The organism is Xanthomonas sp. CFBP 8443 (assembly GCF_025666195.1).
GTDB lineage: Bacteria > Pseudomonadota > Gammaproteobacteria > Xanthomonadales > Xanthomonadaceae > Xanthomonas_A.
On record NZ_CP102592.1, the window covers coordinates 1,420,437 to 1,446,001 of the forward strand.

Below are 25,565 nucleotides of genomic sequence, written 5' to 3' on the forward strand. Positions count from 1 at the left end.
AAACTGCCGGGACGCTAGCACCCCTCAGGGATCCAGCGCCAATTCGTCCCCGCCAAGCCGGCGGATTCCCAGTTCGGTCTGCAGGCCGGCCCAGCCGCTGTCGGTGATGTGGATCGTGCGCGCGCCGTCGACGCGGCGCAGCCAGTGCCTGGCGCAGAGCAGGGCTAGCAATTCGGTGCCCAAAGGCCCTGCGAGGTGGTGCTTGCGTTCGGTCCAGTCCAGGCACTGCCGTGCAATGCCACGCTTGGTCGGAGCGATGCGCGAAAGCTCCAGGCCCATCCGCGAGAACCAGACGGCGCCTTCGGCGGAGACCACATAACGCTTGCCGTCTTGTGCGACGAGCAGCGCGCGCCGCTGCAGCGCTTCGGTCACCGCCACACCCAGTCGCCCCGCCAGGTGGTCGTAGCAGCATCTGGCGAAGGCCAGCGATTGCTGGTTGCGTCCGGCTTTCCGGCATCGCGGTGCGGCGGGCGCGGCGAGGGTCGCCAGGTTTTCCAGGGCGAACGCGACGTGGGAACCGGCCAGCCGGTAGTAGCGGTGGCGGCCCTGCGCCTCGACCGCCAGCAATCCGCCGTCCAGCAGTTTCGACAGGTGCGAACTCGCCGTCTGTGGCGTGACGCCGCCCGCAAACGCGAGTTCGCCGGCCGGCAGTGCGCGTCCATCGATCAGCGCCATCAACATGGCGGCGCGGGCGGGATCGGCGATGAGGAACGCGGTCGCGGCAAGCTTGGGCTGTTCGACCGGCATCGTGTCGACTCCTGAGGGACGCGGCCATCATAGGCCGCACCTTGCCGGAACGCTTCGGCACGCATCGAATCGACAGCGCGCCCATGTTCCTAGACTGCGGTGCACGACATCGGAGTGCCTGCATGAGCGAAATCGAAGCGCGGTCGAACGGGGTGGAGGGCGATGCCCGCTTCGTCTTCGAGCAGTGGCATCGCAGCGTGGTCGAGCGGGACCTGGAGGCGCTGATGGCGCTGTATGCGCAAGACGCGATGCTGGAAACGCCATTGGCGTATGTGGCGTCCGCGGAGCGGCGAGATGGAAGGTTGCACGGACGCGAGGCGATCAAGGCGTTCTTCGCAGCATCGTTCGCACAGCCCGAAAACGGCCTTGGCCGCTGGTATCGCAGCGGCCGCTGCCATGCTTCCGGCCGCCAGGTGGTCTGGGAATATCCGCGAGAAACGCCGGACGGCGATCAGGTCGACCTGGTGGAGGTCATTGATCTCGATGCGCGCGGCCTGATCGCGTGCCATCGGGTGTACTGGGGCTGGAAAGGCGTGCAGACGCTGCTGTCGGCGCTGGGCAGGTAGTCGTAGTCGATACCGGGCGGCGCAACCCGGATTGGCAACATCCATCAACTGCTCGATTTCAGGGCAGGCGGGGCAGTCATTGACGATAATCGATCCAAAGGCGTTCTCGGCGTCCGGCGTTGGTCGATGTCATCAATGGCAAGGATGGTGCAGCCATGCTGCGCGCCTGCGACGGCTATGATGGCGATGACGAACGCTTCAAAAAATCTGCATAACACTTGAAGGAAAAAGATGGCGATCACCCGGTTCCTGGCTGTTGGTTTGTTCTCGCTTTGCTCCGTAGCGCCTGCGCTCGCCGGCGCGGCTGCGCTGCATTCGGGCAAGTACGAAGGGCTGATGCTCGCCGTGACGCCCGAGCATGGCGTCGAAGGCTTTTACTCGGAAGAGATGGGCGAGGGCGTGACCCGCGGTTGTGCGTTCTACCTGCAGGGCAAGGCGCAGGGTGCAGCCCCGGTCGCGGTCACCACGTGGGCGGATGGCGCCTATCCCGGCACGGTGGCGGCGTCGGCCGATGGCGTGACGCTGACCGTGAAGCAGGGCCGCGAGCATCCTGGTTGCCTCAATGTGCTGATGCCGGAAATCGCCACTGGCCTGGACCTGACCCGGACCGCCGACAAGAAATGGATCGGGCTGGTGAAGGTGTCCGCCGACAAGGCGTATCTGCAGAAAACGCCGGGCACCAAGACGCCCAAGGGCGCCTACGTCGTCAAGAACGATGTGGTGGGCGTGCTGGCGTTCAAGGATGGCTGGGCCCAGGTCGAATTCATCAATGCCAAGGACGCTTCGTTCACGGGTTGGATCGGCCACGACCAGTACGCGCGCCTGGTCGCTCCCAAGCGCTGATCGCAGTGCGGCACGTCGCAATGTGGGACGTGCCGATGCGATTTTCCTGCTCCGCCAGCACCATCGGTTTCCGCCAGTGGATCCGCACAGTTGTGACGGATAGAGGAGTCGGATTCATTCGACCCGTCCATATCGTTTGACCATGGGCCATGACGCCGATATGTGCGTCGTGTTCGGTGAAATGGACCGAGGTCGTCTGGTCGATGCGTCGCCCGCCTTGGTCGATGGCGACGCCGAGGGCAGGTTCGCTCACTCGAAACCCGAGTTGCGTACATTCGTTTGCAGTGACGGGCCGAGTCTTCCAACTGGACGATGGCGCATGCCTTCGGTGATCTCCGGCGGCTCTTCCGCCATCGAAGCGCGCTTGCCAAGGGTCGGACCTCAGTCCGGACCTCGGCCGCACTCTCTGACATGGTCACCATCCGTGCTTGCGCAATAGGCGACGTGCGCCGGCATGGCTGCCGCGCTTGGCTCCGCCGATTCGGTTGTTCGTTCCGCCGCCGCGGGGGTTCGTCGCGACACGGCTGCCGCTGGCGTTCGCGTTGCCTATCTTCCATCGGCGCTGTCCGCCATGAGCGGATGGCGATACGCGCAGCCCGACGTCGCTGCGGCCTGTTTGCCGGTGTTCTCTCGGCGCGTGCGGCGATGCCGCGCGGTTGCCGCGGCGTTGTGCAGGCGTGTGCCGCGACGCTTCGGCCCTGCGCGGCCGCATGGGGATGGCGGTCTTCGTCTCCGCTTGGGAGCAGCTATGAACAAGGCATTTGCGGCGCTGGGGTTTTCTTTTTTGCTGATGGTGTGCGCGCCGGCGCCAGCGGCGCCGGTAGAGTGCGCGAGCATGGCCGCGACGGCCAGGCTCGTGGCCAGGTATCGCCAGTTGGGCGGACCGCTGTCGGACATCGCCAGCCATGGTGCGATCGGGTCGAGCAAGGCCAGGCGCACGCTGGCCGCCACCATCTACCGCGAGCGCCTGGGCGAAGCCGATGCGGTGCAACGGGCGATGCAGGCGTGCGGCGGTGCGGTGGATGCGCCGTTGCGATAGCGACGGACCGGCTGTGCTGCAGCGGCAAGCGTGCCGCTGTCGCTTGGTGTGTCAGTGGAAATCGCGGCTGCGCGCATCCAGCCCCTGCAGCAAGGGGGTCAGGTCTTCGAGGTGGCCGGCGATCAGGTGGCGCACGCCATCGGCGGTTTCCAGGCGGCCGCGCACCGCCAGTAGCTTGGATTCGATCAGCGCCTGGCGCTGGCGATCGGCCAGGCGTCGCCACACCACCACGTTGACCAGGCCGTGTTCGTCCTCGAGGGTGAGGAAGGTGACGCCGCTGGCGGTCTGCGGGCGCTGGCGCATGGTCACCAGGCCGGCGACGGCGACCGCGCTGGCATGGGGCAGGGCGCGCAGTTCGCCGGAATGGCGATAGCGGCGCGCGGCCAGTTGCCGGCGCAGCAGCGACATCGGGTGCTTGCCCAGGGTGGTGCCGATCGTGGCGTAGTCGGCGCGGATGTCCTCGCCGAGGCTGGGCAGCGGCAGCGCTACCTGCTGTTCCGGCGTGGCCTCGAGCGTTTCGAACAAGGGCCGTTGCGCTTCGATCCCGGCCACCGCCCAGCGTGCGCGATGGCGGTGCCCTGCCAGTGGCTTCAGTGCGCCGGCATCGGCCAGGCTGTCGCGTGCCTTGTCGTCGAGCGCGGCGCGATGGCACAGGTCGGCCAGGTCGCGGAACGGCGCCTGCGCGCGTGCCTGCTGCAGGCGCAACGCGGCATCTTCGGCCAGGCCGCGGACCATGCGCAGGCCCAGGCGAATCGCAGGCTGTACCGTCGGATCGGCGCTGTAGGTTTCCAGTCCGCAATCCCAGTCGCTGTAGCGCACGTCGACCGGGCGCACCTGCAGGTCGTGGCGGCGCGCGTCCTGCAGCAACTGGTCGGGGCTGTAGAAACCCATCGGCCAGCTGTTGATCAGCGCGCAGGTGAACGCGGCCGGTTCGTGGCGCTTGAGCCAGCAGCTGGCGTAGGTGAGCAGGGCGAAGCTGGCGGCATGGCTCTCGGGGAAGCCGTAGCTGCCGAAGCCCTTGATCTGTTCGAAGATGCGTGTGGCGAACTCGGCGCTGTAGTTTCTCTCCAGCATGCCCTTCATCAGTTTTTCGCGATGCGGCTCCAGCCCGCCGTGACGCTTCCAGGCGGCCATCGAGCGGCGCAACTGATCGGCTTCGCCAGGGGTGTAACCAGCAGCGTTGACGGCCAGTTGCATGACTTGTTCCTGGAACAAGGGGACGCCTAGGGTGCGTTTGAACACATCGCGCAGTTCCTCGGGCAATTCGTCGGGTATTTCCTCGCCGCTGCGGCGACGCAGGTACGGATGCACCATGCCGCCCTGGATCGGGCCGGGGCGCACGATCGCCACCTGGATCACCAAGTCGTAGAACTCGCGCGGTTTGAGCCGCGGCAGCATCGCCATCTGCGCGCGCGATTCGATCTGGAACACGCCGATGGTGTCGGCGCGCTGGATCATCTGGTAGGTCTGCTCGTCTTCGGCGGGAATGCTGGCAAGGTCCAGATCGCGGCCGCGGTGCGCACGCAACAAATCCAGCGTGCGCCGCAACGCGCTGAGCATGCCCAGCGCGAGCACGTCGACCTTCATCAGCCCGACCAGTTCCAGGTCGTCCTTGTCCCACTGGATCACGGTGCGCTCGGCCATTGTCGCGTTCTCCACCGGTACCAGCGTATGCAGCGGATGCTCAGAGATCACAAAGCCGCCCGGGTGCTGCGACAGGTGGCGCGGAAACCCGATCAACTCGCCGGTCAGCACCAGCAGCCGGCGCATCAGCGGCGTGTCCGGATCGAAGCCACGCTCGCGCAGCAGCTCCTGCGGCGATTCGACGGGGTCGCGCTGGCCGAGGGCGGCGGACAGCGCATCGACGGTGTCGCTGGGCAGGCCCAGCGCGCGCGCCACGTCGCGCACCGCGCTGCGCGCGTGATAGGTGATCGCCACCGCCGCCAACGCCGCGCGCCCGCGTCCGTAGTGGCTGAAGATGTACTGGATCACTTCCTCGCGGCGGTCGTGCTCGAAATCGATGTCGATGTCGGGCCGCTCCTTGCGCTCTTCGGAGATGAAACGCTCGAACAGCATGCCGATGCGGTCCGGGTCGATCGCGGTGATGCCCAATGCGTAGCACACGGCCGAGTTCGCCGCCGAGCCGCGGCCCTGGCACAGGATGTGGCGCGACCTGGCGAAGCGCACCAGGTCGTAGACGGTGAGGAAATACGACTCGTAGCCCAGGCGCTGGATCACGCCCAGTTCGTGCTCGATCAGGCGCCGCGCCTTCTCCGGCGCGCCGGCTTCGCCCCAGCGCTCGATGACGCCGCGTTCGGTGAGCGTGCGCAGCCATTGCGTCGGGGTCTGCCCGGGCGGCACCAGTTCGTGCGGGTACTGGTAGCGCAGTTGGCCGAGGTCGAACGTGCAGCGCTGCGCGATGCGCACCGACTCGGCCAGCAAGGCGTGCGGATATAGCGTGGCCAGGGTGGCGCGTGGGCGCAGGTGGCGCTCGCCGTTGGCGAACAGGTGCGCGCCAGCCTCGCTCAGCGGCAGGCGCTGGCGGATCGCGGTCAGCGTATCCTGCAGCGCGCGGCGGCCACGTGCGTGCATGTGCACGTCGCCGCAGGCCACGGCGGGCAACTGCAGGCGCTGCGCCAGCTGCAGGCGCGCGTGCAGCAGGGCGTCGTCGTCGGGACCGCGCAGCAGTTCCACCGCCAGCCACAGGCGCTGCGCGAAGCGTGCCTGCAGCCAGGCGCCGTCGGGTGCGTCTTCGCAATGGTCGCGCGGCAGCCACAGGCACAGCAGGCCGTGCAGGTCGCCGTCGAAATCCTCGCGCAGCGCGCGGTACGTGCCCTTGTCGGCGCGGCGGCGGGCCAGGGTGATCAGCCGGCACAACTGCTGGTAGCCGTGCAGGGTCTCGGCCAGCAGCACCAGCTTGGGACCGTGTTCGATCTGCAGTTCGCTGCCGACGATCAGCGTCAGGCCGGTGTCCTTGGCCGCCTGCCAGGCGCGTACGACGCCTGCCAGGGTGCATTCGTCGGTGATCGCAAGCGCGCGATAGCCGTGGCGGGCGGCGCGCTGGAACAGTTCCCACGCATGCGAGGCGCCGCGCTGGAAACTGAAGTTCGACAGGCAATGCAGTTCCACGTAGTCGGGCAATGCGCTGCGCGTGGACGTGGCGTCGTGCGCCGATACGGATGGCGCAGCCGGCACCTGTGCCGGCGAAGGCACGGCGCGCAGCCGCGGGCGTGGCGGGGCGTGGCTCATGCGAACCAGCCGTGCAGCATCAGCGCGTCCGGCGCCTCGGCCGGTGCGAACACCCAGGCGCGCTGGCCCTGGCGGGTGCGCACGATGTAGTAGTCGCGGCGCACGTCGGTGTCGTCCCACCAGCCGCTTTCGATGCGTTCCGGGCCGGCCAGGCGTTCGGGGTCGCGCTCGCGCAGCGGGATCGGCCGGGTCAGCAGCCAGCCGGGACGCGGCAGCGCAGCGCTGGCGATCGCTGCGCTGGCCTTGCCCGCATTGCCGGCCGGCGCGGGCTTGCCCGACTCGGCGCGCCACGCCTGCTCCGGGCGATGGTCGGCATGCGCGCGCAGGCCGTGCACCGCTTCGTCGCCCAGGCGCGCGCGCAGGCGTTCGCGCAGCTGTTCCCAGGGCAGCGCCTGCTGCGCGCGTTCGTCGAACAGTTCGCGCGCGGCGGGCACGAACGGCGGCAGTTCGTCGGCGCACAGGCGCATGGCCTGCACCGGCGCCGGCACGCTGGCCTGCTGCAGGCGCCCGCGCGCCAGTTCGAACAGCATCGCCGCCTCGCGCTCGGCGGCGAGCAGGCCGACCGGCACCACGCTGTCGGCCAGGCCTTCGTGCTCCAGATGCAGCTGGAAGCGCTGCACGCCGCCGTCGCGCCCGGCCAGGAACGCGGCCAGGTCGGCGGTCAGCCGGCGCAGCGGGAACAGCAGCGCCTGGCTGGATTCCACCGCGTACCCCAGTTCCAGCCGCGCATCGAAACGGTCCGGCGGCAGGTAGTACTGCAACGGCAACGGCGCCTGCCCGCGCAAGGCGTCCAAGTGCTGCAGCAGCGCGGGCGGGTAGCGCCGCGCCAGCGCCGTGCGCGGCAGCGCGAACAGCTGCTGCAGCTTGCGCAGGCCCATCCGCGCGAAGGCCTCGGCCAAGCCAGGTTGCAGCCCGGCGCGGGCGATCGGCAGCTGCCCCAGCGCGCACTGCAGCGCGGCGTTGTCGAGCAGGGCGATGCCGTCGTGCGCATTGGCCAGCGCGCGCGCGGCCAGCGGATGCGGCGCGACCACGATGCGATGGCGGAAGCCCAGCGCGGTCAGCTCCTCGCGCAGGCGCGCCTCGAAGCGCGGCCATGGCCCGAACAGGCCCAGGCTGGCCTCGATCTCCAGCAGCAGCGCACCCGGATAGTCGGTGCTCACCAGCGAACTGAAGCGGTACGCCCACGCGGCCAGGAACTGCTGGCTGCGGCGGCTTTCCTCGGGGTCGTGCAGCGCGGTGGCGAAGCGGTCGCACAGCGCCTGCGCGGTGGCCAGCGATTGCCCGGGCTGCAGGCCGCGCGCGCGCGCGGCGGCGTTGACCGCCTTCAGCGTGCGCCGCTGCGGCGGCCCGGCGAGCAAGGCCAGCGGTTCGTCCGGCATCGGCCAACGCCGCAGCACCGTGTCGAGCGCCAGTTGCGGCAGCAGGATGCAGGCCCAGCGCATGCGCGCGCCCTCAAGCCGATGCCGCGGTGGGCGCGGCCAGCGCGGACAGCGCGATGGCGCGCGCCGGCGGCATGCCGCCGCGGCACTTGAGCACGCGCAGCTGCGCCGGTGCGGCATCGATGGCGATGCGCAGCGCGGCCGGCGACGGATTGGCCGCGGCTTTCAGCGGCCGATAGGCGAAGCCCAGCGCGCGCCCGGTCTCGGCCGCCACCTGCAGCCGGCGCAGGGTCTTGTCGCTGGCCAGCGCCGGCCAGCACAGCACCGCCGCGCAACTGCCCGAGCGCAGGCATTGCTCGGCGGCCCAGGCCGCATCCGCGCCGGCGCGCACGATCTGCAGCTGCGGCAGCGCCACACCGGCTTGCTCCCAGGCGCCGGGGTAGGGCAGGTAGGGCGGATCGACCAGCACGATGCGGCCGCCGCCCTGCGACAGCCGCGCCAGCGTCGGCCACAGCACCTGCAGTTCGCCGATGCCGTCGGCGGCGTGCAGCAGTTCGGTCAGCGCCATCTCCGGCCAGCCGCGCGCCGGCAGCACCGCATCCAGCGCGGCATGGCCGGTGGGCTGCGCGCTGGGCGGCAGCGCGGTCGGCTGGCCGCGCCAGACCCGGCGTTCGGCGAGCAGGCGGTCGAGGGCGACGACAGCGGCCATCAGCCTTGCCGGATCAGGCCGCAGTACTGCCCTTCGATGGCGAAGTCCTGCCCCGGCTGGACCACGATCGGCGCATAGGCCGGGTTGCGCGGCAACAGCTGGATGCGTTCGCCGTCGTGCCGGTAGCGCTTGATGGTGAGTTCGCCGTCCAGCCGCGCCACCACAATCTGGCCGTTGCGCGCCTCGGCGCTGCGGCGCACCCCGACCAGGTCGCCGTCGAGAATGCCGTCGTCGATCATCGAATCGCCCTGCACGCGCAGCAGGTAGTCCGGGCGCAGCGCGAACAGCGTGCGCTCCAGCCGCAACTGCTGGTCCAGGCCGATGTCGGCGCCGATCGGTGCACCGGCGGCGACCCGGCCCAGCACCGGCAACTGCATCAGCCGGCCGCGCGGCTGCGGCTGCGCCGGTCGCAGGCTGCGCGCCTGCTGCGGCACATGCTCGAGCAGCCCGGCCTCGACCAGCGCCTGCACGTGCTTGCGCGCGGCGTTGCGCGAGGCGAAGCCGAAGCGCTCGGCAATCTCGGCCAGGGACGGGGGCCGCCCGGCCTGCTCGGCGCAGTCGTGGACGTAGGCGAGGATGGCGGCGCGCTGGGGGGAAAGGGTGCTCATGGTGTACATTTGTACACCGTCGCAGACAATTTGGCGATGCGGCCCCATTGAATGGGCAGCTACCAGCTGGTAGCCGTCATTGCTTTGCTATGGACGCATCCGCTGCGCTGCGCCATCCGACGGAATCCGGTCGAGCGCTGGGCAAGCGGCCGGCCGCCTGTGGACGCTACGGATTCCCGGCGCGGTCAGGTTCGTGCATCGGCCAGTGCTTTGCGCTTTGCCGTCGCCGATTTCCTGCCGGGTTTTTTTGCCTGGGCGACGACCAGTCCGATTTGTATCTGATACCCCAGGGCCGTGGCGGCACGGCTCAGCGTATCCAGGGTCAGGCCGGTATCCGTTTCGTCCAGTACGCGATCCAGCTGCGAACGACTGGTGTTCATGCGCCGGGCCAATGCGGTCTTGGTGAGCTTGGCCGCCTTCATGGCTTCGGCGACCTGCCATGCGATCACGCGCTTGGCCGCGATGGAAGCAGCTTCTTCGAGGATGCCCTCCTCGGCGAGGAAGTCGTCGAAACTGGATCCGATATGGGCATTTGGACTCACTGCATCACCTCGTCTCTGCGCCGTTTGGCGGTTTCAAGATCGGACTTCGGGGTCTTGTCCGATTTTTTGACGATGCCATGCAACAGCACCATGTCCGATTTCACGATCGTGAAGAAAATCCGCGCAATGCCCTCGGGAATCGTGCTGCGCACTTCCCACAGGCGATGGTCCATCTTGCGCACCAATGGCATGCCGAGAGGCCAGCCCAGTTGCACCGTCTTCATGTCGCCGCCGATGGTTCTCCTGGCCTCGGCCGAGACTTCTTCCCTGAGCCAGTTCCGCACTGGCTCAGCACCCGATGCAGAACGGTAGAAGCGCACTTCCAGTGTGGTCTCCATGCGCCATGGTGTACTTATTTATGTACATCTGCAAGCTGCTGCATACGTCCGCGCAGGCACTCTGCTCAACCCGGCGCAACGCCATCGGGCATCACCCCGGCATAGCGCGCCCGCGGGCGGATCAGCTTGCCCAGTGCCTGCTGCTCCAGCGCGTGCGCCAGCCAGCCGGACAGCCTGGCGGCGGCGAACAGCACCAGGGCATGGGCGGCGGGCAGGTCGTGGATGAGGCAGATCGCCGCGAGCATGCCGTCGATGTTGGGTGCCTGGCCGCTGCAGTCCTGCGCCGCGGCCAGTACGGTTTCCACGTGCCGCATCTGGGGATGGTGGCCGCAGCGCTCGCGCAGCAGGCGCAGCACTTCGGCCGCGCGCGGGTCGCCGTCCGGGTAGAGGGCGTGGTGGAAGCCGGGCAGGTCGTCGCCGCGCTGCCAGCGTTCGGCGATGAAGGCGGCCGGGTCGGCGGCGTCCTGGGCGTCGCGCAGCAGGGCGTGGGCGCGGGCGGTGGCGCCGCCGTGGCGCGGGCCGGACAGGGCGGCCAGGCCGGCGCTGACGGTGGCGTGCAGCGGCGCGCCGGTGGAGGCGACCACGCGCGCGGCGAAGGCGGAGACGTTGAGTTCGTGGTCGGCGCACAGCACCAGGGTGGCGCGCACCAGTTCGGCGAAGCCGGCATCGCCCGGGCGCCAGCGGTCGGCGATCAGGCGGTGCACCGGGCGGGTGTCCGGTGCGGTGCCGACCAGCAGCGCGGCGTTCTGCCGCAGCAGGGTGGCGGCGATCTCGCGGCGCACGTTCGGCGCAGCGTTCAGCGGCTGGCGCAGTTCCAGCGCCAGCAGCGGGATGCAGGCCATGGCGCGCTCCAGCGGCGGCAGGGAGGTGTCGGCGGCCAGGGGCGCCACGCGCGCCGGCCAGGGCGCGGCAGCGGCGCTGGCGAACGGGTCTTCGTCCTGGCAATCCCACAGTAGCCGCGCGATGTCTTCCAGGCCGGCGCCCTCGCGTACCGCGGCCACTGCCGAGCGCCCGCGGTAGTAGGGGCTGTCGGGCCGGATCAGCGAGATGCGCGTCTCCAGCACCGGCAGGCCGCGGTCCAGGCTCTGCGCGGCGCCGCGTGCGGCACCGCGGCCGACGCGCTTGCGCTGGGCCAGCCGCTCCACCTCCGCGCGCAGGTAGGCGCGGCTGCGGTGGTCGGCGCCGGCGCGGGAACTGAGCAGGCCGCGGCTCACGTAGGCGTAGAGGGTGGCGCTGCTGATGCCGAGCAGGGCGCAGGCCTCGGCGGCGGAGATCAGGTTGCGGTCGGCGGCGGGAGGCATGGGATCCGGCGATAGGTTGATTCATTGAATCAAGATTGATCGACCTGTCCGATGGTGCCAGATTGGCGACCATCGCGGAACGGCCGTGCGGGCCGCCGCCCTCGCTCAGGAGTTCGCCATGTCGCACGTTTCCGCCGGTGCCCGTTTCCGCGCCGCGCTGGCCGCCGAATCGCCGTTGCAGGTGATCGGCGCGATCAACGCCAACCATGCGCTGCTGGCGCAGCGCGCCGGCTACCGGGCGGTCTACCTGTCCGGCGGCGGCGTCGCCGCCGGGTCGCTGGGCCTGCCGGACCTGGGCATCAACACCCTGGACGACGTGCTGATCGACGTGCGCCGCATCACCGACGTCTGCGATCTGCCGTTGCTGGTGGACATCGACACCGGCTTCGGCCCGAGCGCGTTCAACATCGAGCGCACCATCAAGTCGCTGATCAAGGCCGGCGCGGCCGCCTGCCACATCGAGGACCAGGTCGGCGCCAAGCGCTGCGGCCACCGCCCCGGCAAGGAGATCGTGAGCCAGGCCGAGATGGCCGACCGGGTCAAGGCCGCGGCCGACGCCAAGACCGATGCCGATTTCTTCCTGATCGCACGCACCGACGCGATCCAGGTGGACGGGGTGGACGCGGCGATCGAGCGCGCCATCGCCTGCGTGGAGGCCGGCGCCGACGGCATCTTCGCCGAGGCCGCCTACGACCTGGACACCTACCGCCGTTTCGTCGAGGCGGTGAAGGTGCCGGTGCTGGCCAACATCACCGAATTCGGCAAGACCCCGCTGTTCACCCGCGACGAACTGGCCTCGGCCGGGGTGGCGATCCAGCTGTTCCCGCTGTCGGCGTTCCGCGCCGCCAACAAGGCGGCCGAGGCGGTGTACGCCGCGATCCGCCGCGATGGCCACCAGCAGAACGTGGTGGACACGATGCAGACCCGCGAGGAGCTGTACGAACGCATCGGCTACCACGCCTTCGAGCAGCGCCTGGACGCATTGTTCGCCGGCAAGGGCGCATGATCCACGCCGGTTCCCCTGCCCGAGCATGTCCATGAACACCCAAGTCGGCACCACGCCGCCCCGCGGCCGCATCGACCGCCGCCAGACCGCGCGGCAGCTGCTGCAGACCGAACTGGAGAAACTGCCCGACGCCGAACGCGAGGTGGTGGAGCGTTTCATCGCCAAGCGCCATGTGGCGCGCGACATCGTCAAGCAGGCCGATCACGACCGCACGCTCGGCGAGCGCATCGCCGACCGGGTCGCCGAGATCGGCGGCAGCTGGAGCTTCATCATCGGCTTCGGCCTGGTGCTGCTGGCGTGGATCGCGCTCAACAGCCTGGTGCTGGCGCACGCCTTCGATCCGTATCCGTACATCCTGCTCAACCTGTGCCTGTCGTGCCTGGCCGCGATCCAGGCGCCGGTGATCATGATGAGCCAGAACCGCCAGGCCGCGGTGGACCGCCTTCGCGCGCAGAACGACTACGAAGTGAACATCAAATCCGAGCTGGAGATCCTGCAGGTGCACGAGAAGCTCAACCAGCTGCGCGAGCAGGACTGGGCGACGCTGGTCGAACTGCAGAACCGCCAGATCGCCATGCTGCAGCAATTGCTCGAGCGCGCCGGCGGCCCGCCGCCGGTCGCCTCGGCGCACTGACCGCCGTGCATCCACACGGCCGCGACCATCCGGGAGATTCGCAATGAACGACAGCACCGCCCCGCAGACCGCCACGCCCTTCAAACCGAAGAAATCGGTGGCCCTGTCCGGCACCGCCGCCGGCAACACCGCGCTGTGCACGGTAGGCCGCAGCGGCAACGACCTGCACTACCGCGGCTACGACATCCTGGACCTGGCGCGCAGCAGCCAGTTCGAGGAGATCGCCTACCTGCTGGTGCACGGCAAGCTGCCCAGCAACAGCGAACTGCGCGGCTACAAGGCCAAGCTGCGCTCGCTGCGCGGGGTGCCGGCCGCGGTCAAGGCGGCACTGGAACAGCTGCCGCCGTCGGCGCACCCGATGGACGTGATGCGCACCGGCGTGTCGGTGCTGGGCTGCGTGCAGCCGGAGAAAGACGACCATAACCATCCCGGCGCGCGCGACATCGCCGACAAGCTGATGGCCTCGCTGGGCTCGATGCTGCTGTACTGGTACCACTACAGCCACAACGGCAAGCGCATCGAGGTGGAGACCGACGACGATTCGATCGGCGGCCATTTCCTGCACCTGCTGCACGGCGTCAAGCCGCACGAGGAGTGGGTGCAGGCGATGCACACCAGCCTGATCCTGTACGCCGAGCACGAGTTCAACGCGTCCACCTTCGCCTGCCGGGTCATCGCCGGCACCGGTAGCGACATGTACAGCGCCATCGCCGGCGGCATCGGCGCGCTGCGCGGGCCCAAGCACGGCGGCGCCAACGAGGTCGCGTTCGAGGTGCAGAAGCGCTACGACACGGCCGACGAGGCGGAAGCGGACATCCGCGCGCGGGTCGAGCGCAAGGAAGTGATCATCGGCTTCGGCCACCCGGTGTACACGGTGTCCGACCCGCGCAACCAGGTGATCAAGGACGTGGCGCGCGAGCTGTCCGACGCGCAGGGCAGCCGCAAGATGTACGACATCGCCGAACGCCTGGAGGCGGTGATGTGGGAGATCAAGAAGATGTTCCCGAACCTGGATTGGTTCAGCGCGGTCAGCTACCACATGATGGGCGTGCCGACCGCGATGTTCACCCCGCTGTTCGTGATCGCGCGCACCGCCGGCTGGAGCGCGCACATCATCGAGCAGCGCATCGACGGCAAGATCATCCGCCCCAGCGCGAACTACACCGGGCCGGAGGATCAGGCCTTCGTGCCGATCGATCGGCGCAGCTGATCGCTCCCCTCTCCCACCGGGAGAGGGGCCGGGGGTGAGGGTACGGGCGCAGCCTGGTGTTGTTTGGTTGCACCAGGCTTCGCTCGTACCCTCATCCGCCTCATGTGGGATCGCATTTGCACGAGGCTTCGCCCGTACCCTCATCCGCCCCTTCGGGGCACCTTCCCCCGAGAAGGGGGCCATGGTCCCGATGGGAGAAGGAAGTCCCGTCTTCGTTTTTGTTTTGCTTTTCCCAACTTTGTAGCCAGCCATGAACAGCCACTACCGCAAACCTCTGCCCGGCACTTCGCTCGATTACTTCGACGCGCGCGCCGCGGTCGATGCGCTCCGCCCCGGCGCCTTCGCCGCGCTGCCGTACACCTCGCGCGTGTTCGCCGAGAACCTGGTGCGGCGCTGCGATCCGGCCACGCTGGACGCGTCGCTGACCCAACTGATCGAACGCCGCCGCGATCTGGATTTCCCGTGGTTTCCGGCGCGGGTGGTGTGCCACGACATCCTCGGCCAGACCGCGCTGGTGGATCTGGCCGGGCTGCGCGATGCGATCGCCGAGCGCGGCGGGGACCCGGCGCAGGTCAATCCGGTGGTGCCGACGCAGCTGATCGTCGACCATTCGCTGGCGGTGGAATTCGGCGGCTTCGATCGCGCCGCGTTCGCCAAGAACCGCGCGGTGGAAGACCGCCGCAACGCCGACCGCTTCCACTTCATCGACTGGACCAAGCGCGCGTTCGAGAACGTCGATGTGATCCCGCCGGGCAACGGGATCATGCACCAGATCAATCTGGAGAAGATGTCGCCGGTGGTGCAGGTGCGCGATGGCGTGGCGTTCCCCGATACCTGCGTGGGCACCGACAGCCACACCCCGCACGTGGATGCGCTGGGCGTGCTGGCGATCGGCGTCGGCGGGCTGGAAGCGGAGAGCGTGATGCTCGGGCGCGCGTCGTGGATGCGGCTGCCGGATATCGTCGGCGTAGCGCTGGGCGGGCGGCCGCAGCCGGGCATCACCGCCACCGACGTGGTGCTGGCGCTGACCGAATTCCTGCGCGCGCAGAAAGTGGTCGGCGCCTACCTGGAGTTCCACGGCGAAGGCGCCGCCGCGCTGACCCTGGGCGACCGCGCCACCATCTCCAACATGACCCCGGAATTCGGCGCCACCGCGGCGATGTTCGCGATCGACCGGCAGACCATCGACTACCTGCGAGTGACCGGCCGCGACGACGCGCAGGTCGCGCTGGTGGAGACCTACGCCAAGGCCGCGGGGCTGTGGGCCGACGACCTGGCTCAGGCGCAGTACGAGCGCGTGCTGCAGTTCGACCTGTCCAGCGTGACCCGCAACATGGCCGGCCCGTCCAATCCGCACAAGCGCGTGGCCACCAGCGAGCTGGCCGCGCGCGGCATCGCCGACGAGGCCAAGCTGGCATCCGGCAAGGCCGAACAGGCGCAGGGGCTGATGCCCGACGGCGCGGTGATCATCGCTGCGATCACCAGCTGCACCAACACCAGCAATCCGCGCAACGTGATCGCCTCAGGTTTGCTGGCGCGCAACGCCAACGCTCGCGGGTTGGTGCGCAAGCCGTGGGTCAAGACTTCGCTGGCGCCGGGTTCCAAGGCGGTGCAGCTGTATCTGGAAGCGTCCGGATTGCTGCCGGAGCTGGAGCAACTCGGTTTCGGCATCGTCGGTTTCGCCTGCACTACCTGCAACGGCATGAGCGGCGCGCTGGATCCGGCGATCCAGCAGGAAGTGATCGAACGCGACCTGTACGCCACCGCGGTGCTGTCGGGCAACCGCAATTTCGATGGGCGCATCCATCCCTACGCCAAGCAGGCGTTCCTGGCCTCGCCGCCGCTGGTGGTGGCCTACGCCATCGCCGGCACCATCCGCTTCGACATCGAGAAGGACGTGCTCGGCGTGGACAAGGACGGCCAGCCGGTGACGCTGAAGGACCTGTGGCCCAGCGACGCGGAGATCGACGCGATCGTCGCCGCCAGCGTCAAGCCCGAGCAGTTCCGCCAGGTCTACGAGCCGATGTTCGCGCGCAGCGGGCTGGCCGCCGCGTACGTGGCCCCGCTGTACGCGTGGCGCCCGCAAAGCACCTATATCCGCCGTCCGCCTTATTGGGAGGGCGCCCTGGCCGGCGAACGCACGCTGCGCGGCATGCGCGCGCTGGCCGTGCTCGGCGACAACATCACCACCGACCACCTGTCGCCGTCCAACGCGATCCTGGCCGACAGCGCCGCCGGCGAATACCTGACGCGGATGGGCGTGCCGGAAGAGGACTTCAACTCCTACGCCACCCACCGCGGCGACCACCTCACCGCGCAGCGCGCCACCTTCGCCAATCCGCAACTGCTCAACGAGATGGCCGTGGTCGATGGCCAGGTCCAGCGCGGCTCGCTGACCCGGTTGGAGCCGGAAGGGCAGGTGGTGCGCATGTGGGAGGCGATCGAAACCTACATGGCGCGCAAGCAGCCGCTGCTGATCGTCGCCGGCGCCGACTACGGGCAGGGCTCCTCGCGCGACTGGGCGGCCAAGGGCGTGCGCCTGGCCGGGGTCGAGGCGATCGTGGCCGAGGGCTTCGAGCGCATCCACCGCACCAACCTGGTCGGCATGGGCGTGCTGCCGCTGGAGTTCCAGCCCGGTACCACGCGCACGACCCTGGGCATCGACGGCAGCGAGGTGTTCGACGTGCTCGGCGCGCGCACGCCGGGCGCCACGCTGACCCTGGCCATCGCCCGCCGCGATGGCACGCGCCTCGACGTGCCGGTGACCTGCCGCCTGGACACCGCCGAGGAACTGGCGATCTACGAAGCCGGCGGCGTGCTGCAGCGTTTCGCGCAGGATTTCCTGGAGGCGTCCGCCGCCTGATCCGGCGGCATGCTCGAAAGGAACTGCCCATGGCTTGCGCCTGCGGGCTGGAGATGCAGAATCCGGCAATCTTGCCGTTGGGAGTGCATATGGCGACCAAGAACATCTCCTCGCCCGATGAACGCAAGCCGTTCGTCGACCAGCCGCTGGCCGAACACGCTTGCGATTCAAGCGGTGAGTCCGTGCGCGGGTCGATCCACGGGCAGCGCGACGCGGAAGAACTCCGTGGCGCGCTGCTGGAGGGAGCCGATTCCGGCCCGGCCACGGCGCTGGAACCGGATTTCTTCGACATGATGCGCAAGCGGGCTAGGGATCGGGCCTTTCGCGGCAGCCAGCCTGCATGAACCCCGCAGCATGCTGCAGCGTTTCGAGCAGGATCTCCTGGCAGTGTCGAAACCGGCCCGCCCCATTCGTCGGTGTCATGAGCGCGTGCCATCCTGCGCGCGCCGCCCACCGATGAGGAACCCACCATGAGCAACGGCAATCCCGGCACCGTCCGCCTGCATCGCGTCCTGCGCGCGCCGGCCGAGCGCATCTATCGCGCCTTCCTGGAGCCGGCGGCGCTGGCCAAATGGCTGCCGCCGCATGGCTTCGTCGCCACCGTGCATGCGCTGGATGCGCGCGTGGGCGGCAGTTTCAGGATCTCCTTCACCAATCTGGGCAGCGGCACCGGCCAGTCCTTCGGCGGCACCTATCTGGAGCTGGTGCCGGGCGCGCTGATCCGCCACACCGACACGTTCGACAACCCGGGCCTGCCCGGCGAGATGATGGTGACGGTCAAGCTGCGCACGGTGGCCTGCGGCACCGAGCTGGACATCGTCCAGGACGGCATCCCCGCACAGATCCCGGTGGAGTTCTGCTATCTCGGCTGGCAGGAGTCGCTGACCCTGCTGGCGCTGCTGGTCGAGCCCGAGATTCCCGATGGGGCCTGAACGATGAGCGAGGGCTTGATCGTCATGGCGCGCCCGCCGGCGCAGGTGCGCCATGACATCGGGGTGCGACTGGATGCGCTTGCGCTCGATGCGGAGGACGCGCACGTGCTGGTAGCGCCGGCGAACTGGCATCAATCGCTGTCCGACAAGCACCCGATGGCATGCCGCGAGAACCTGATGCGCGCCTGCGAGGGGCTGGTCGCATCCAGCGTCAGCCTGGCGTTCGACCGGATAGTCAGCGGCGACGAACCGGCGAATTCGATCCACTGGACATTGAAGGGCCGGGCCGAAAAGCCACCGGCATTTGCCGATTTGCTCGACGCCGTGAAGCACCGGCTGAATGCCGAAGGCATCGCTGATCGCCTGGGCCACACCGCACATGTCACCTTGAGTTATTTCGCCAGGCGTCGGCTCGATCAAGAACGCAAGATGGTCCGGATCGCACCGATCGCCTGGACCGTCGACCGGATCGAACTGGTCGCGGCCGGCGGCAAACCCTATGGTTACCGCACCCTGATGCAGTGGCCGCTGTTGCCGCCGCGCCAGGCCGAGCTGTTCTAGCGTCTTGTTCGCTTCCACCCCGCCTCCACAGATCGGTGTCCTGATGTCCCATGTTCCCCAGCTCCGCATTCCCGCCACCTACATGCGCGGCGGCACGTCCAAAGGCGTGTTCTTCCGGCTCGCGGATCTGCCCGCCGCCGCGCAGGCGCCCGGCGCGGCGCGCGATGCGCTGCTGCTGCGGGTGATCGGCAGTCCCGATCCCTATGCCAAGCAGATCGACGGCATGGGCGGGGCGACGTCCAGCACCAGCAAGACGGTGATCGTGGCGCCGAGCACGCGCGCGGACCACGACGTGGACTACCTGTTCGGCCAGGTGGCGATCGATCGCCCGTTCGTGGACTGGAGCGGCAACTGCGGCAACCTGTCGGCGGCGGTGGGGCCGTTCGCGATCGCCGCCGGCCTGGTCGACGCCGCGCGCCTTCCGCGCGACGGCCTGGCCACGGTGCGGATCTGGCAGGCCAACATCGGCAAGACCATCGTCGCGCGGGTGCCGATGGCCGGCGGCGCGGTGCAGGAAAGCGGCGATTTCGAGCTGGACGGGGTGACCTTTCCCGCGGCCGAGATCCAGCTCGACTTCCTGGATCCGGCCGCCGACGAAGAGGGCGCGGACGGCGCGATGTTTCCGACCGGCAACCTGGTCGATACCCTGGACGTGCCGGGCGTCGGCCGCTTCCAGGCGACCCTGATCAACGCCGGTATCCCGACCATCTTTCTCGAGGCGCAGGCGCTGGGCTATCGCGGGACCGAACTGCAGGATGCGATCAACGGCGATGCGCATGCGCTGGCCAGGTTCGAGACCATCCGCGCGCATGGCGCGCTGCGCATGGGCCTGATCGCGTCGCTGGAACAGGCGGTGACGCGCCAGCACACGCCCAAGGTCGCCTTCGTCGCGCCGCCGGCCGACTACATCGCCTCCAGCGGCAAGCCGGTCGCCGCCGCCGACATCGACCTGCTGGTGCGCGCGATGTCGATGGGCAAGCTGCACCACGCGATGATGGGCACCGCGGCGGTGGCGATCGGCACCGCCGCGGCGATCCCCGGCACGCTGGTGAACCGCGCGGCCGGCGGCGGCGTACGCCAGGCGGTGCGCTTTGGCCACCCGTCGGGCACGCTGCGGGTCGGCGCCGAGGCGCAGCAGGTGGACGGCCAGTGGGCCGTCGCCAAGGCGATCATGAGCCGCAGTGCGCGGGTGCTGATGGAAGGTTGGGTGCGGGTGCCAGGCGACATCGGCTGAGCCGGTGGCCCGCCTGCAGCGCGGTGGCGCCGCCAATCCGATCCTGCTCTTTGTAGGAGTCAACTGTCATGCAGAAGCGATCTCCGGAGGAGCGTAAGGCGCCTGGTCTCGGGCAATGGCATTGAGCCATCGCAGGTACTTGTGCATGCACGCGACAATGGCGACCTTGGCGGGTTTGCCTGCGGCGGTCAGGCGGGCGTAGGTGTGTGACAGCGGGGAGCCGGTGCGGATGGAGGCCCACGTGGCCATGTACAGCACTCGTCGCACGTCGGCGCGTCCGCCCTGGATGCGGCGTTGGCCGCGCCAGCGGCCGCTATCGCGATTGAACGGCGCCAGCCCGACCAAGGCGATGATCTTGCGCGGATGCACGGTGCCCAGCTCGGGGAGCCGGGCTGCCAGGGTGGCGCGCAGGATCGGGCCAAGCCCAGGCAATTTGGGCAGGCTGGAGCAGGCAGCCCCCGCCTGTGCGATCTGCCGGGACACGTTACAGATGCGCTGCTGCAGCAGCGCGATCACCTCGAGCCATTGGTCGCGCACCGCCTTGCAGGTCACGTGCTCCATGCAGCGGCGCTGCGCATCGCGCTGGGCGACCAGGGTGCTGCGCAGGTGGAGCAGTTCGCGCAGCGCCTGCAGCGGCGCAGGGAGCACCGCGGTGGGCTGAGCGTGGATGCACTGGGCCGCCACAGCCAGCAACCGCGCATCCAGAGCATCGGTCTTGGCCTTGAGTCCCAACGCGTGCGCCAGCGCACGAGGACGCTGGGCAGGCAGCCGGACCGCGGGCAGACCAGCCTGCGTCAGCACCTGCACTATCGCCCGTTCGTAGCCACCGCTGGCCTCCAGCACGATCCGCTCGCATCCCAGCAAGGCCAGGCGTTCGGCCAGGCCGGCGTGCCCCTCGGGCGTATTGGCCTGAGTCCAGGTCAGCCCATCCGGCAAGACGTGAACGACCAGCTCGGCCTTGGAGACATCGATCCCGACAAAGCGCTGCATAGACATAGGCGTTCTCCGCAGTAAACTCAGGGACGAGAGATCTCCTGCCGATGCCCATGCTTGTAGGTTCGAGCTCGCGGCTCAGGCAACTGTTCGGGCTTGCTGGCAGGAGAAACGGAGTGCGGCGGCCCTGACTCCTACTCGTGCTCGTGAGGCACTGCGACTTAGCGGCCTGCCGCACTCCGCTCTCACCTCAACGATAGACCTGCGTAAGACACAAGCGGCTTCAGCCGCGACCGCTTCACACACGAAGTGCGGTCGCGGCTGAAGCCACCCCGCAGGGGAGCGGGCGTGGCGCAGCGGTGCGATGCCACGCGACCGAGATAGCGGTGGCGCCGGAGGGCCGGAGTCCGGAACGCGATTTCGACAGTGGCCGGGAACCGACGAGCTTCCATGAGCAGCGCCCAAGAGCGGCACGTGTGGTAGCCCGCTGCGCGATCAGCCTTAACGCGTTCAAGTGACCGGGCCATGCAAAGCATGTGTATTTTGTGTTAATTATGCTGCAGCGCGACATCGGTTGTCGGCGACGCGCACCCGCTCTTGCCCATTCCACTCCGGAGTTCCCATGTCCGCCAGTTGGTCGCTGCGCACCAGCGCACTTGCCGTAGCCGTCGTTTCCGCCCTCTCGTTCTCCGCCGCCGCCCAGCAGGCGGACACCACGGACGGGATCGCCCGCCTGGACGCGGTCAAGGTCACCGCCGAACGGCGTTCGGAGGATTCCAAGGACGTGCCGATCTCGGCCAGCGTGCTGCGCCCGGAATACCTGGACGCGATCGCCACCAGCGGCTCGGACGTGCGCGTGCTCGCCGGCAAGGCGCCCAGCCTCAATGTCGAATCCTCCAACGGCCGCGTGTTCCCGCGCTTCTACATCCGCGGCTACGGCAATACCGACTTCAACACCTACGCCTCGCAGCCGGTGTCGCTGATCTATGACGACGTGGTGGCCGAGAACGCGTTCCTGAAGGGCTTCCCGATCTTCGACCTGGAAGGCCTGGAAGTGCTGCGCGGCCCGCAGGGCACGCTGTTCGGCCGCAACACGCCGGCCGGCGTGGTCAAGTTCAACTCGGTCAAGCCGACCATCGGCGGCAACGACGGCTACGCCAGCCTGTCCTACGGCACCTACGGCACCATGACCATGGAAACCGGGGTGAGCATCGCCATGGGCGACAAGTGGGCCGCGCGCGTGTCGGCGCTGGGCCAGCGCCGCGACGACTGGGTCGACAACACCATCGACGACCGTTCGTTCGAGGGCTATACCGACTCGGCGGTGCGGGTGCAGCTGCTGTTCCAGCCGGGCGAGGATTTCAGCGCGCTGTTCAACGCGCATGCGCGCCACCTCGACGGCACCGCGCGGCTGTTCCGCGCCAACATCTTCCGGCCGGGCAGCAACCAGCTGGTCGCCGGCTTCGATCCGGACAAGGTCTCCATCGACGGCACCAACACCCAGGAACTGCAGACCTACGGCGGCAGCGCCAACCTGACCTGGGACCTGGGCGACATCGTGCTGCACTCGATCACCGGCTACGAAGGCATCGGCAAGTACTACAGCCGCGGCGACATCGACGGCGGCTACGGGGCGGTGTTCGCGCCGCCGTCCGGCCCCGGCGTGATCGCGTTCCCGGTGGAAACCGCCGGCGGCATCAAGAACCTGGACCAGTACTCGCAGGAGCTGCGCGCCGAGTCGCAGTACGCCGGCCCGCTCAACTGGCAGGCGGGCCTGTACTACTTCCACGATTCGGTGGAAGGCGAGAACTACACCTACGACACCTTCGGCGGCGGCGACCTGGCCAGCTACCAGCTGACCCGCCAGCGCAACACCTCGTGGGCCGCGTTCGGCTCGCTGAACTATGCCGCCACCGATCGCCTGAACCTGCGCGCCGGCATCCGCTACACCTACGACAAGAAGACCTTCGACGTGCTGGCGCTGGACCGGGTCACCCTGCTCGAGCCGTCCACCGGCAGCACCGACAATTCCAAGGTCACCGGCGACCTCAGCGCGACCTTCGCCATCAACGACGCCGTCAACGTCTACGCCCGTGCCGCGCGCGGCTTCCGCGGCGCCAGCTTCGGCGTGCCGTCGGCGACGGCGCCGCTGACCGTGGCCGAGCCGGAGACCGTGGACTCCTACGAGATCGGCATCAAGTCAGACCTGTTCGACAAGCGCGCGCGCATCAGCTTCGACATCTACGACTTCCGGGTGAAGAACCAGCAGCTGACCGCGGTCGGCGGCGCCTCCAACGACGTGCGCCTGCTCAACGCCAACACCTCCAAGGCGCGCGGTGCGGAGTTCGACTTCGAAGCGTTGCTGACCCAGAACCTGCGCTTCACCCTCGGCGGTGCCTACAACTGGACCCGCATTGAGGATCCGACCCTGTCGGTCGGCGTGTGCCGCACCTGCACCGTGACCGATCCGCTCAACGCCGCCGGCAACGCCATCATCGACGGCAACGTGCTGCCGCAGGCCGCCAAGTGGATGGGCAACGCCACGCTGCGCTACGGCATCCCGGTCGGCGACGACGCCGAGTTCTTCTTCTACACCGACTGGTCCTACCGCAGCGAGATCAACTTCTTCCTGTACGACTCGCGCGAGTTCGTCGGGCAGCCGCTGCTCGAGGGCGGCGCCAAGATCGGCTACAACTGGGGCGCCGGCGCGTACGAGGTGTCGGTGTTCTGCCGCAACTGCACCAACCAGATCCGCGCCACCGGTGCGATCGACTTCAACAACCTCACCGGCTTCATCAACGATCCGCGCATCGTCGGTGCGCAGTTCCGCGCCAATTTCTGATCGGCGCGGCGCAACCGGTAGCGCAGAGCGCAAACCGATACTACGTAGTGCAAACCGCCGGCCATGTGCCGGCGGTTTGTTTTGAGTCACTCGGCCTGACTCCCCGACCAGGGCGAAGCCCATCGCGATCTCGTAGCTGACCACCTGCGCGGCGGGGCGCGTCGCACCCAGGAGGCATGTCGCGTCAGCCGCGTCACCACGCACCGGTCAGGGCGGCAGGAAGTGCCGGTCGCCTCACGCCGTGGTCGGGGACATGCCAGCGCCTCGCGGCGCATGCGTGCGCCGCGTAGGCGGCGTCCCGCAGCCGGTATGCTGATACCGCCCTCGCCGATGCTCCTGCCCATGATCCGTTGCCGACTCCGTTCCGCCATCCTTTCGTTGGCCGTGGCCTTGTTGCCGCTGCCGTCGCTCGCCGCCGCGCCCACGCCGCAACCGGTGGTCGTCTCCACCGACATCGGCGACGACATCGATGATGCGTTCGCGCTGGCGCTGCTGCTGCGCAGCCCGCAACTGGACGTGCTCGGCATCGCCACCGCCTGGGGCGATACGCAACTGCGCACGCAGTTGCTGCAGCGGCTGTTGCGGCAGGCCGGACGCGGCGAGATCCCACTGGCGATCGGCCATGCCACGACCAGCACGATTCCCTTCAGCCAGGCGCGCTGGGCGGCGCAGGGCACGCTGCCGCGCAAGGCGCCGGACGCCGCCGACTTCATCCTGGCGCAGGCGCGGCGCCATCCCGGGCAGGTCACGCTGCTGGTGCTCGGCCCGTTGACCGACGCGGCGCGCGCGCTCGAGCGCGATCCGCAGGGGTTCGCCCAGCTCAGGCAGGTGGTGCTGATGGGCGGCTCGGTGCGCGCGGGGTACGGCAAGTCGCGCTACCGGCCGCCGAGCGCGCCGGCGCCGGAGTACAACATCGTCTCGGACATCGCGGCCGCGAAGCGCGTGTTCGCCGCCGGCGTGCCGATCGTGATGCTGCCGCTGGACGCGACCCAGGTGACCCTGGAGGAACCGGAGCGGGTGGCGCTGTTCGCCCATGGCGACCCGCTGACCGACGCACTGGCGCAGCTGTACTACCAGTGGCGCGACACCGACCAGCCCTGGGCCAGCGCGACCCCGACCCTGTTCGACGTGGTGCCGGTGGCGTGGCTGCTCGATCCAGGCCTGTGCCCGACCGTGCCGCTGCGCATCGCCATTGACGACCGGGGCTACACCCGCGAGGTGCCGCCCGGCGCAAGCGGGACGGCTGGCGCTGCGGCCGGCGGCGACTCGGCGGCTGGCAGTCATGCGCCGCCCGCCGCCGCCAATGCACAGGTCTGCCTGGCGCTGGACAGGCCGCGGCTGACCGCCTTGTACATGCAGCGCCTGTTGCACTGAAGCGTCTGGCGAGCGCGCCGCACTCCGTTCGTCGCGGCTGAAGCCGCTCCTACAGGGGCTTGCGGCCAACCAACTGGGTGCACTGTAGGAGCGGCTTCAGCCGCGACCTGTCGCTGAAACGGTCGCGGTCCAGGCTTTCGCTCGTCGCGACTGAAGTCGCTCCCACAGGGGGCTTGCCGTGGTCCAGCGGGGTGCACTGTAGAAGGGGGTTCAGCCCCGACCGATCGTCGAAAACGGTCGCGCTCCATGCTTCGTTCGTCGCGGCTGAAGCCGCTCCTACAGGAACTTGCGGCCAACCAACCGGGTGCACTGTAGGAGCGGCTTCAGCCGCGACCTGTCGCTGAAACGGTCGCGGTCCAGGCTTTCGCTCGTCGCGACTGAAGTCGCTCCCACAGGGAGGCTTCCCGACGTTGCCGGCGAGTACTTTGTGGGAGGGACTTCAGTCCCGACTGCATCCAGTTGAGCGAGCCTGTCGCTGCGCTGAGTGCTTCCGACGCTGCTCCCGCGGCGATGCCGGTGCTGACGCGATGCCGGTAAACCAAGGCGAGGCGAGCGGATGCGCCGACGCCAATGCACCCGATCCCGGCGCGCCGGAACCACCTCCGCCATGGCCACGGCCGCCGCTTTCCACGCCGTCCCCGCACCCCCGACCGGG

At 68.9% G+C, this 25,565-nt stretch carries 23 protein-coding genes; 13 read left to right on the forward strand and 10 right to left on the reverse strand.

Annotated features, from left to right (window positions below; genetic code table 11):
• Nucleotides 1-24: 24 nt before the first annotated feature.
• Entirely contained in the window at nucleotides 25-747 is a 723-nt protein-coding gene (locus NUG20_RS06165) for an ArsR/SmtB family transcription factor (RefSeq protein ID WP_263397506.1), read from the reverse strand.
• A gap of 122 nt (nucleotides 748-869) precedes the next feature.
• On the opposite strand from NUG20_RS06165, the gene NUG20_RS06170 reads away from it, so the two are divergent.
• Entirely contained in the window at nucleotides 870-1,313 is a 444-nt protein-coding gene (locus NUG20_RS06170; protein WP_263397507.1) for a nuclear transport factor 2 family protein, read from the forward strand.
• A 44-nt stretch (nucleotides 1,314-1,357) separates the two neighbouring features.
• On the opposite strand, the gene NUG20_RS06175 is transcribed toward NUG20_RS06170, so the two are convergent.
• Nucleotides 1,358-1,555 (reverse strand): hypothetical protein, encoded by a 198-nt coding sequence (locus tag NUG20_RS06175; RefSeq protein WP_263397508.1) that lies wholly within the window; start codon nucleotides 1,553-1,555, stop codon nucleotides 1,358-1,360.
• Between NUG20_RS06175 and NUG20_RS06180 the strand changes: the two genes are divergently transcribed.
• Complete coding sequence (locus tag NUG20_RS06180) at nucleotides 1,545-2,156, forward strand: SH3 domain-containing protein (RefSeq protein ID WP_263397509.1); 612 nt, start codon at nucleotides 1,545-1,547, stop codon at nucleotides 2,154-2,156. The two genes, NUG20_RS06175 and NUG20_RS06180, sit on opposite strands and share 11 nt — an antisense overlap.
• 748 nt (nucleotides 2,157-2,904) lie before the next feature.
• Nucleotides 2,905-3,195 carry a hypothetical protein gene (locus NUG20_RS06185; RefSeq protein ID WP_263397510.1) on the forward strand — a complete coding sequence of 97 codons (291 nt, stop codon included), beginning with the start codon at nucleotides 2,905-2,907 and terminating at the stop codon, nucleotides 3,193-3,195.
• Between the two features lie 51 nt (nucleotides 3,196-3,246).
• On the opposite strand, the gene NUG20_RS06190 is transcribed toward NUG20_RS06185, so the two are convergent.
• The 7 genes from NUG20_RS06190 to NUG20_RS06220 all read right to left on the reverse strand — a co-directional run bounded on the left by NUG20_RS06190 (nucleotide 3,247) and on the right by NUG20_RS06220 (nucleotide 11,321).
• Nucleotides 3,247-6,444 (reverse strand): error-prone DNA polymerase, encoded by a 3,198-nt coding sequence (locus NUG20_RS06190; protein WP_263397511.1) that lies wholly within the window; start codon nucleotides 6,442-6,444, stop codon nucleotides 3,247-3,249.
• Nucleotides 6,441-7,886: a Y-family DNA polymerase gene (locus NUG20_RS06195; protein ID WP_263397512.1), complete on the reverse strand. Its 1,446-nt coding sequence runs from the start codon at nucleotides 7,884-7,886 to the stop codon at nucleotides 6,441-6,443. The genes NUG20_RS06190 and NUG20_RS06195 overlap by 4 nt, the downstream gene beginning before the upstream one ends.
• 10 nt (nucleotides 7,887-7,896) lie before the next feature.
• A complete protein-coding gene (imuA, locus tag NUG20_RS06200) occupies nucleotides 7,897-8,532 on the reverse strand; it encodes a translesion DNA synthesis-associated protein ImuA (RefSeq protein ID WP_263397513.1) in 636 nt (211 codons plus the stop codon).
• Nucleotides 8,532-9,140 (reverse strand): transcriptional repressor LexA, encoded by a 609-nt coding sequence (gene lexA, locus NUG20_RS06205; RefSeq protein WP_263397514.1) that lies wholly within the window; start codon nucleotides 9,138-9,140, stop codon nucleotides 8,532-8,534. The genes imuA and lexA overlap by 1 nt, the downstream gene beginning before the upstream one ends.
• A gap of 185 nt (nucleotides 9,141-9,325) precedes the next feature.
• Nucleotides 9,326-9,682 (reverse strand): type II toxin-antitoxin system RelB family anti-toxin, encoded by a 357-nt coding sequence (locus NUG20_RS06210; protein ID WP_263397515.1) that lies wholly within the window; start codon nucleotides 9,680-9,682, stop codon nucleotides 9,326-9,328.
• Entirely contained in the window at nucleotides 9,679-10,020 is a 342-nt protein-coding gene (locus tag NUG20_RS06215) for a type II toxin-antitoxin system RelE/ParE family toxin (protein ID WP_263397516.1), read from the reverse strand. The genes NUG20_RS06210 and NUG20_RS06215 overlap by 4 nt, the downstream gene beginning before the upstream one ends.
• A gap of 65 nt (nucleotides 10,021-10,085) precedes the next feature.
• The gene (locus NUG20_RS06220) at nucleotides 10,086-11,321 is read right to left on the reverse strand and encodes a citrate synthase family protein (RefSeq protein WP_263397517.1); all 1,236 of its coding nucleotides are present in this window, start codon (nucleotides 11,319-11,321) and stop codon (nucleotides 10,086-10,088) included.
• Nucleotides 11,322-11,439: 118 nt separating this feature from the next.
• Here NUG20_RS06220 and prpB point away from each other — a divergent pair, with 118 nt between their 5' ends.
• The 8 genes from prpB (at nucleotide 11,440) to prpF (ending at nucleotide 19,761) form a co-directional block, all read left to right on the forward strand.
• On the forward strand, nucleotides 11,440-12,327 hold the full coding sequence (prpB, locus tag NUG20_RS06225; protein WP_263397518.1) for a methylisocitrate lyase: 888 nt from the start codon (nucleotides 11,440-11,442) through the stop codon (nucleotides 12,325-12,327).
• A gap of 31 nt (nucleotides 12,328-12,358) precedes the next feature.
• Nucleotides 12,359-12,961 carry a DUF1003 domain-containing protein gene (locus NUG20_RS06230; RefSeq protein WP_263397519.1) on the forward strand — a complete coding sequence of 201 codons (603 nt, stop codon included), beginning with the start codon at nucleotides 12,359-12,361 and terminating at the stop codon, nucleotides 12,959-12,961.
• Nucleotides 12,962-13,004: 43 nt separating this feature from the next.
• Nucleotides 13,005-14,171: a bifunctional 2-methylcitrate synthase/citrate synthase gene (gene prpC, locus NUG20_RS06235; RefSeq protein WP_263397520.1), complete on the forward strand. Its 1,167-nt coding sequence runs from the start codon at nucleotides 13,005-13,007 to the stop codon at nucleotides 14,169-14,171.
• A gap of 250 nt (nucleotides 14,172-14,421) precedes the next feature.
• Entirely contained in the window at nucleotides 14,422-17,034 is a 2,613-nt protein-coding gene (gene acnD, locus NUG20_RS06240) for a Fe/S-dependent 2-methylisocitrate dehydratase AcnD (protein WP_263397521.1), read from the forward strand.
• Between the two features lie 89 nt (nucleotides 17,035-17,123).
• Entirely contained in the window at nucleotides 17,124-17,378 is a 255-nt protein-coding gene (locus NUG20_RS06245; protein ID WP_263397522.1) for a ribbon-helix-helix domain-containing protein, read from the forward strand.
• Nucleotides 17,379-17,504: 126 nt separating this feature from the next.
• Entirely contained in the window at nucleotides 17,505-17,966 is a 462-nt protein-coding gene (locus NUG20_RS06250; protein ID WP_263397523.1) for an SRPBCC family protein, read from the forward strand.
• A gap of 3 nt (nucleotides 17,967-17,969) precedes the next feature.
• Nucleotides 17,970-18,527 carry a 2'-5' RNA ligase family protein gene (locus NUG20_RS06255; RefSeq protein WP_263397524.1) on the forward strand — a complete coding sequence of 186 codons (558 nt, stop codon included), beginning with the start codon at nucleotides 17,970-17,972 and terminating at the stop codon, nucleotides 18,525-18,527.
• A 43-nt stretch (nucleotides 18,528-18,570) separates the two neighbouring features.
• Entirely contained in the window at nucleotides 18,571-19,761 is a 1,191-nt protein-coding gene (gene prpF, locus NUG20_RS06260) for a 2-methylaconitate cis-trans isomerase PrpF (protein ID WP_263397525.1), read from the forward strand.
• A 66-nt stretch (nucleotides 19,762-19,827) separates the two neighbouring features.
• Here the strand turns inward: prpF and NUG20_RS06265 are convergent, their stop codons facing one another.
• The gene (locus NUG20_RS06265) at nucleotides 19,828-20,751 is read right to left on the reverse strand and encodes an IS110 family transposase (RefSeq protein WP_263395115.1); all 924 of its coding nucleotides are present in this window, start codon (nucleotides 20,749-20,751) and stop codon (nucleotides 19,828-19,830) included.
• A 565-nt stretch (nucleotides 20,752-21,316) separates the two neighbouring features.
• Between NUG20_RS06265 and NUG20_RS06270 the strand changes: the two genes are divergently transcribed.
• Nucleotides 21,317-23,536: a TonB-dependent receptor gene (locus NUG20_RS06270; RefSeq protein ID WP_263397526.1), complete on the forward strand. Its 2,220-nt coding sequence runs from the start codon at nucleotides 21,317-21,319 to the stop codon at nucleotides 23,534-23,536.
• 342 nt (nucleotides 23,537-23,878) lie between these two features.
• Nucleotides 23,879-24,910: a nucleoside hydrolase gene (locus NUG20_RS06275; protein ID WP_263397527.1), complete on the forward strand. Its 1,032-nt coding sequence runs from the start codon at nucleotides 23,879-23,881 to the stop codon at nucleotides 24,908-24,910.
• Nucleotides 24,911-25,565 lie beyond the last annotated feature (655 nt).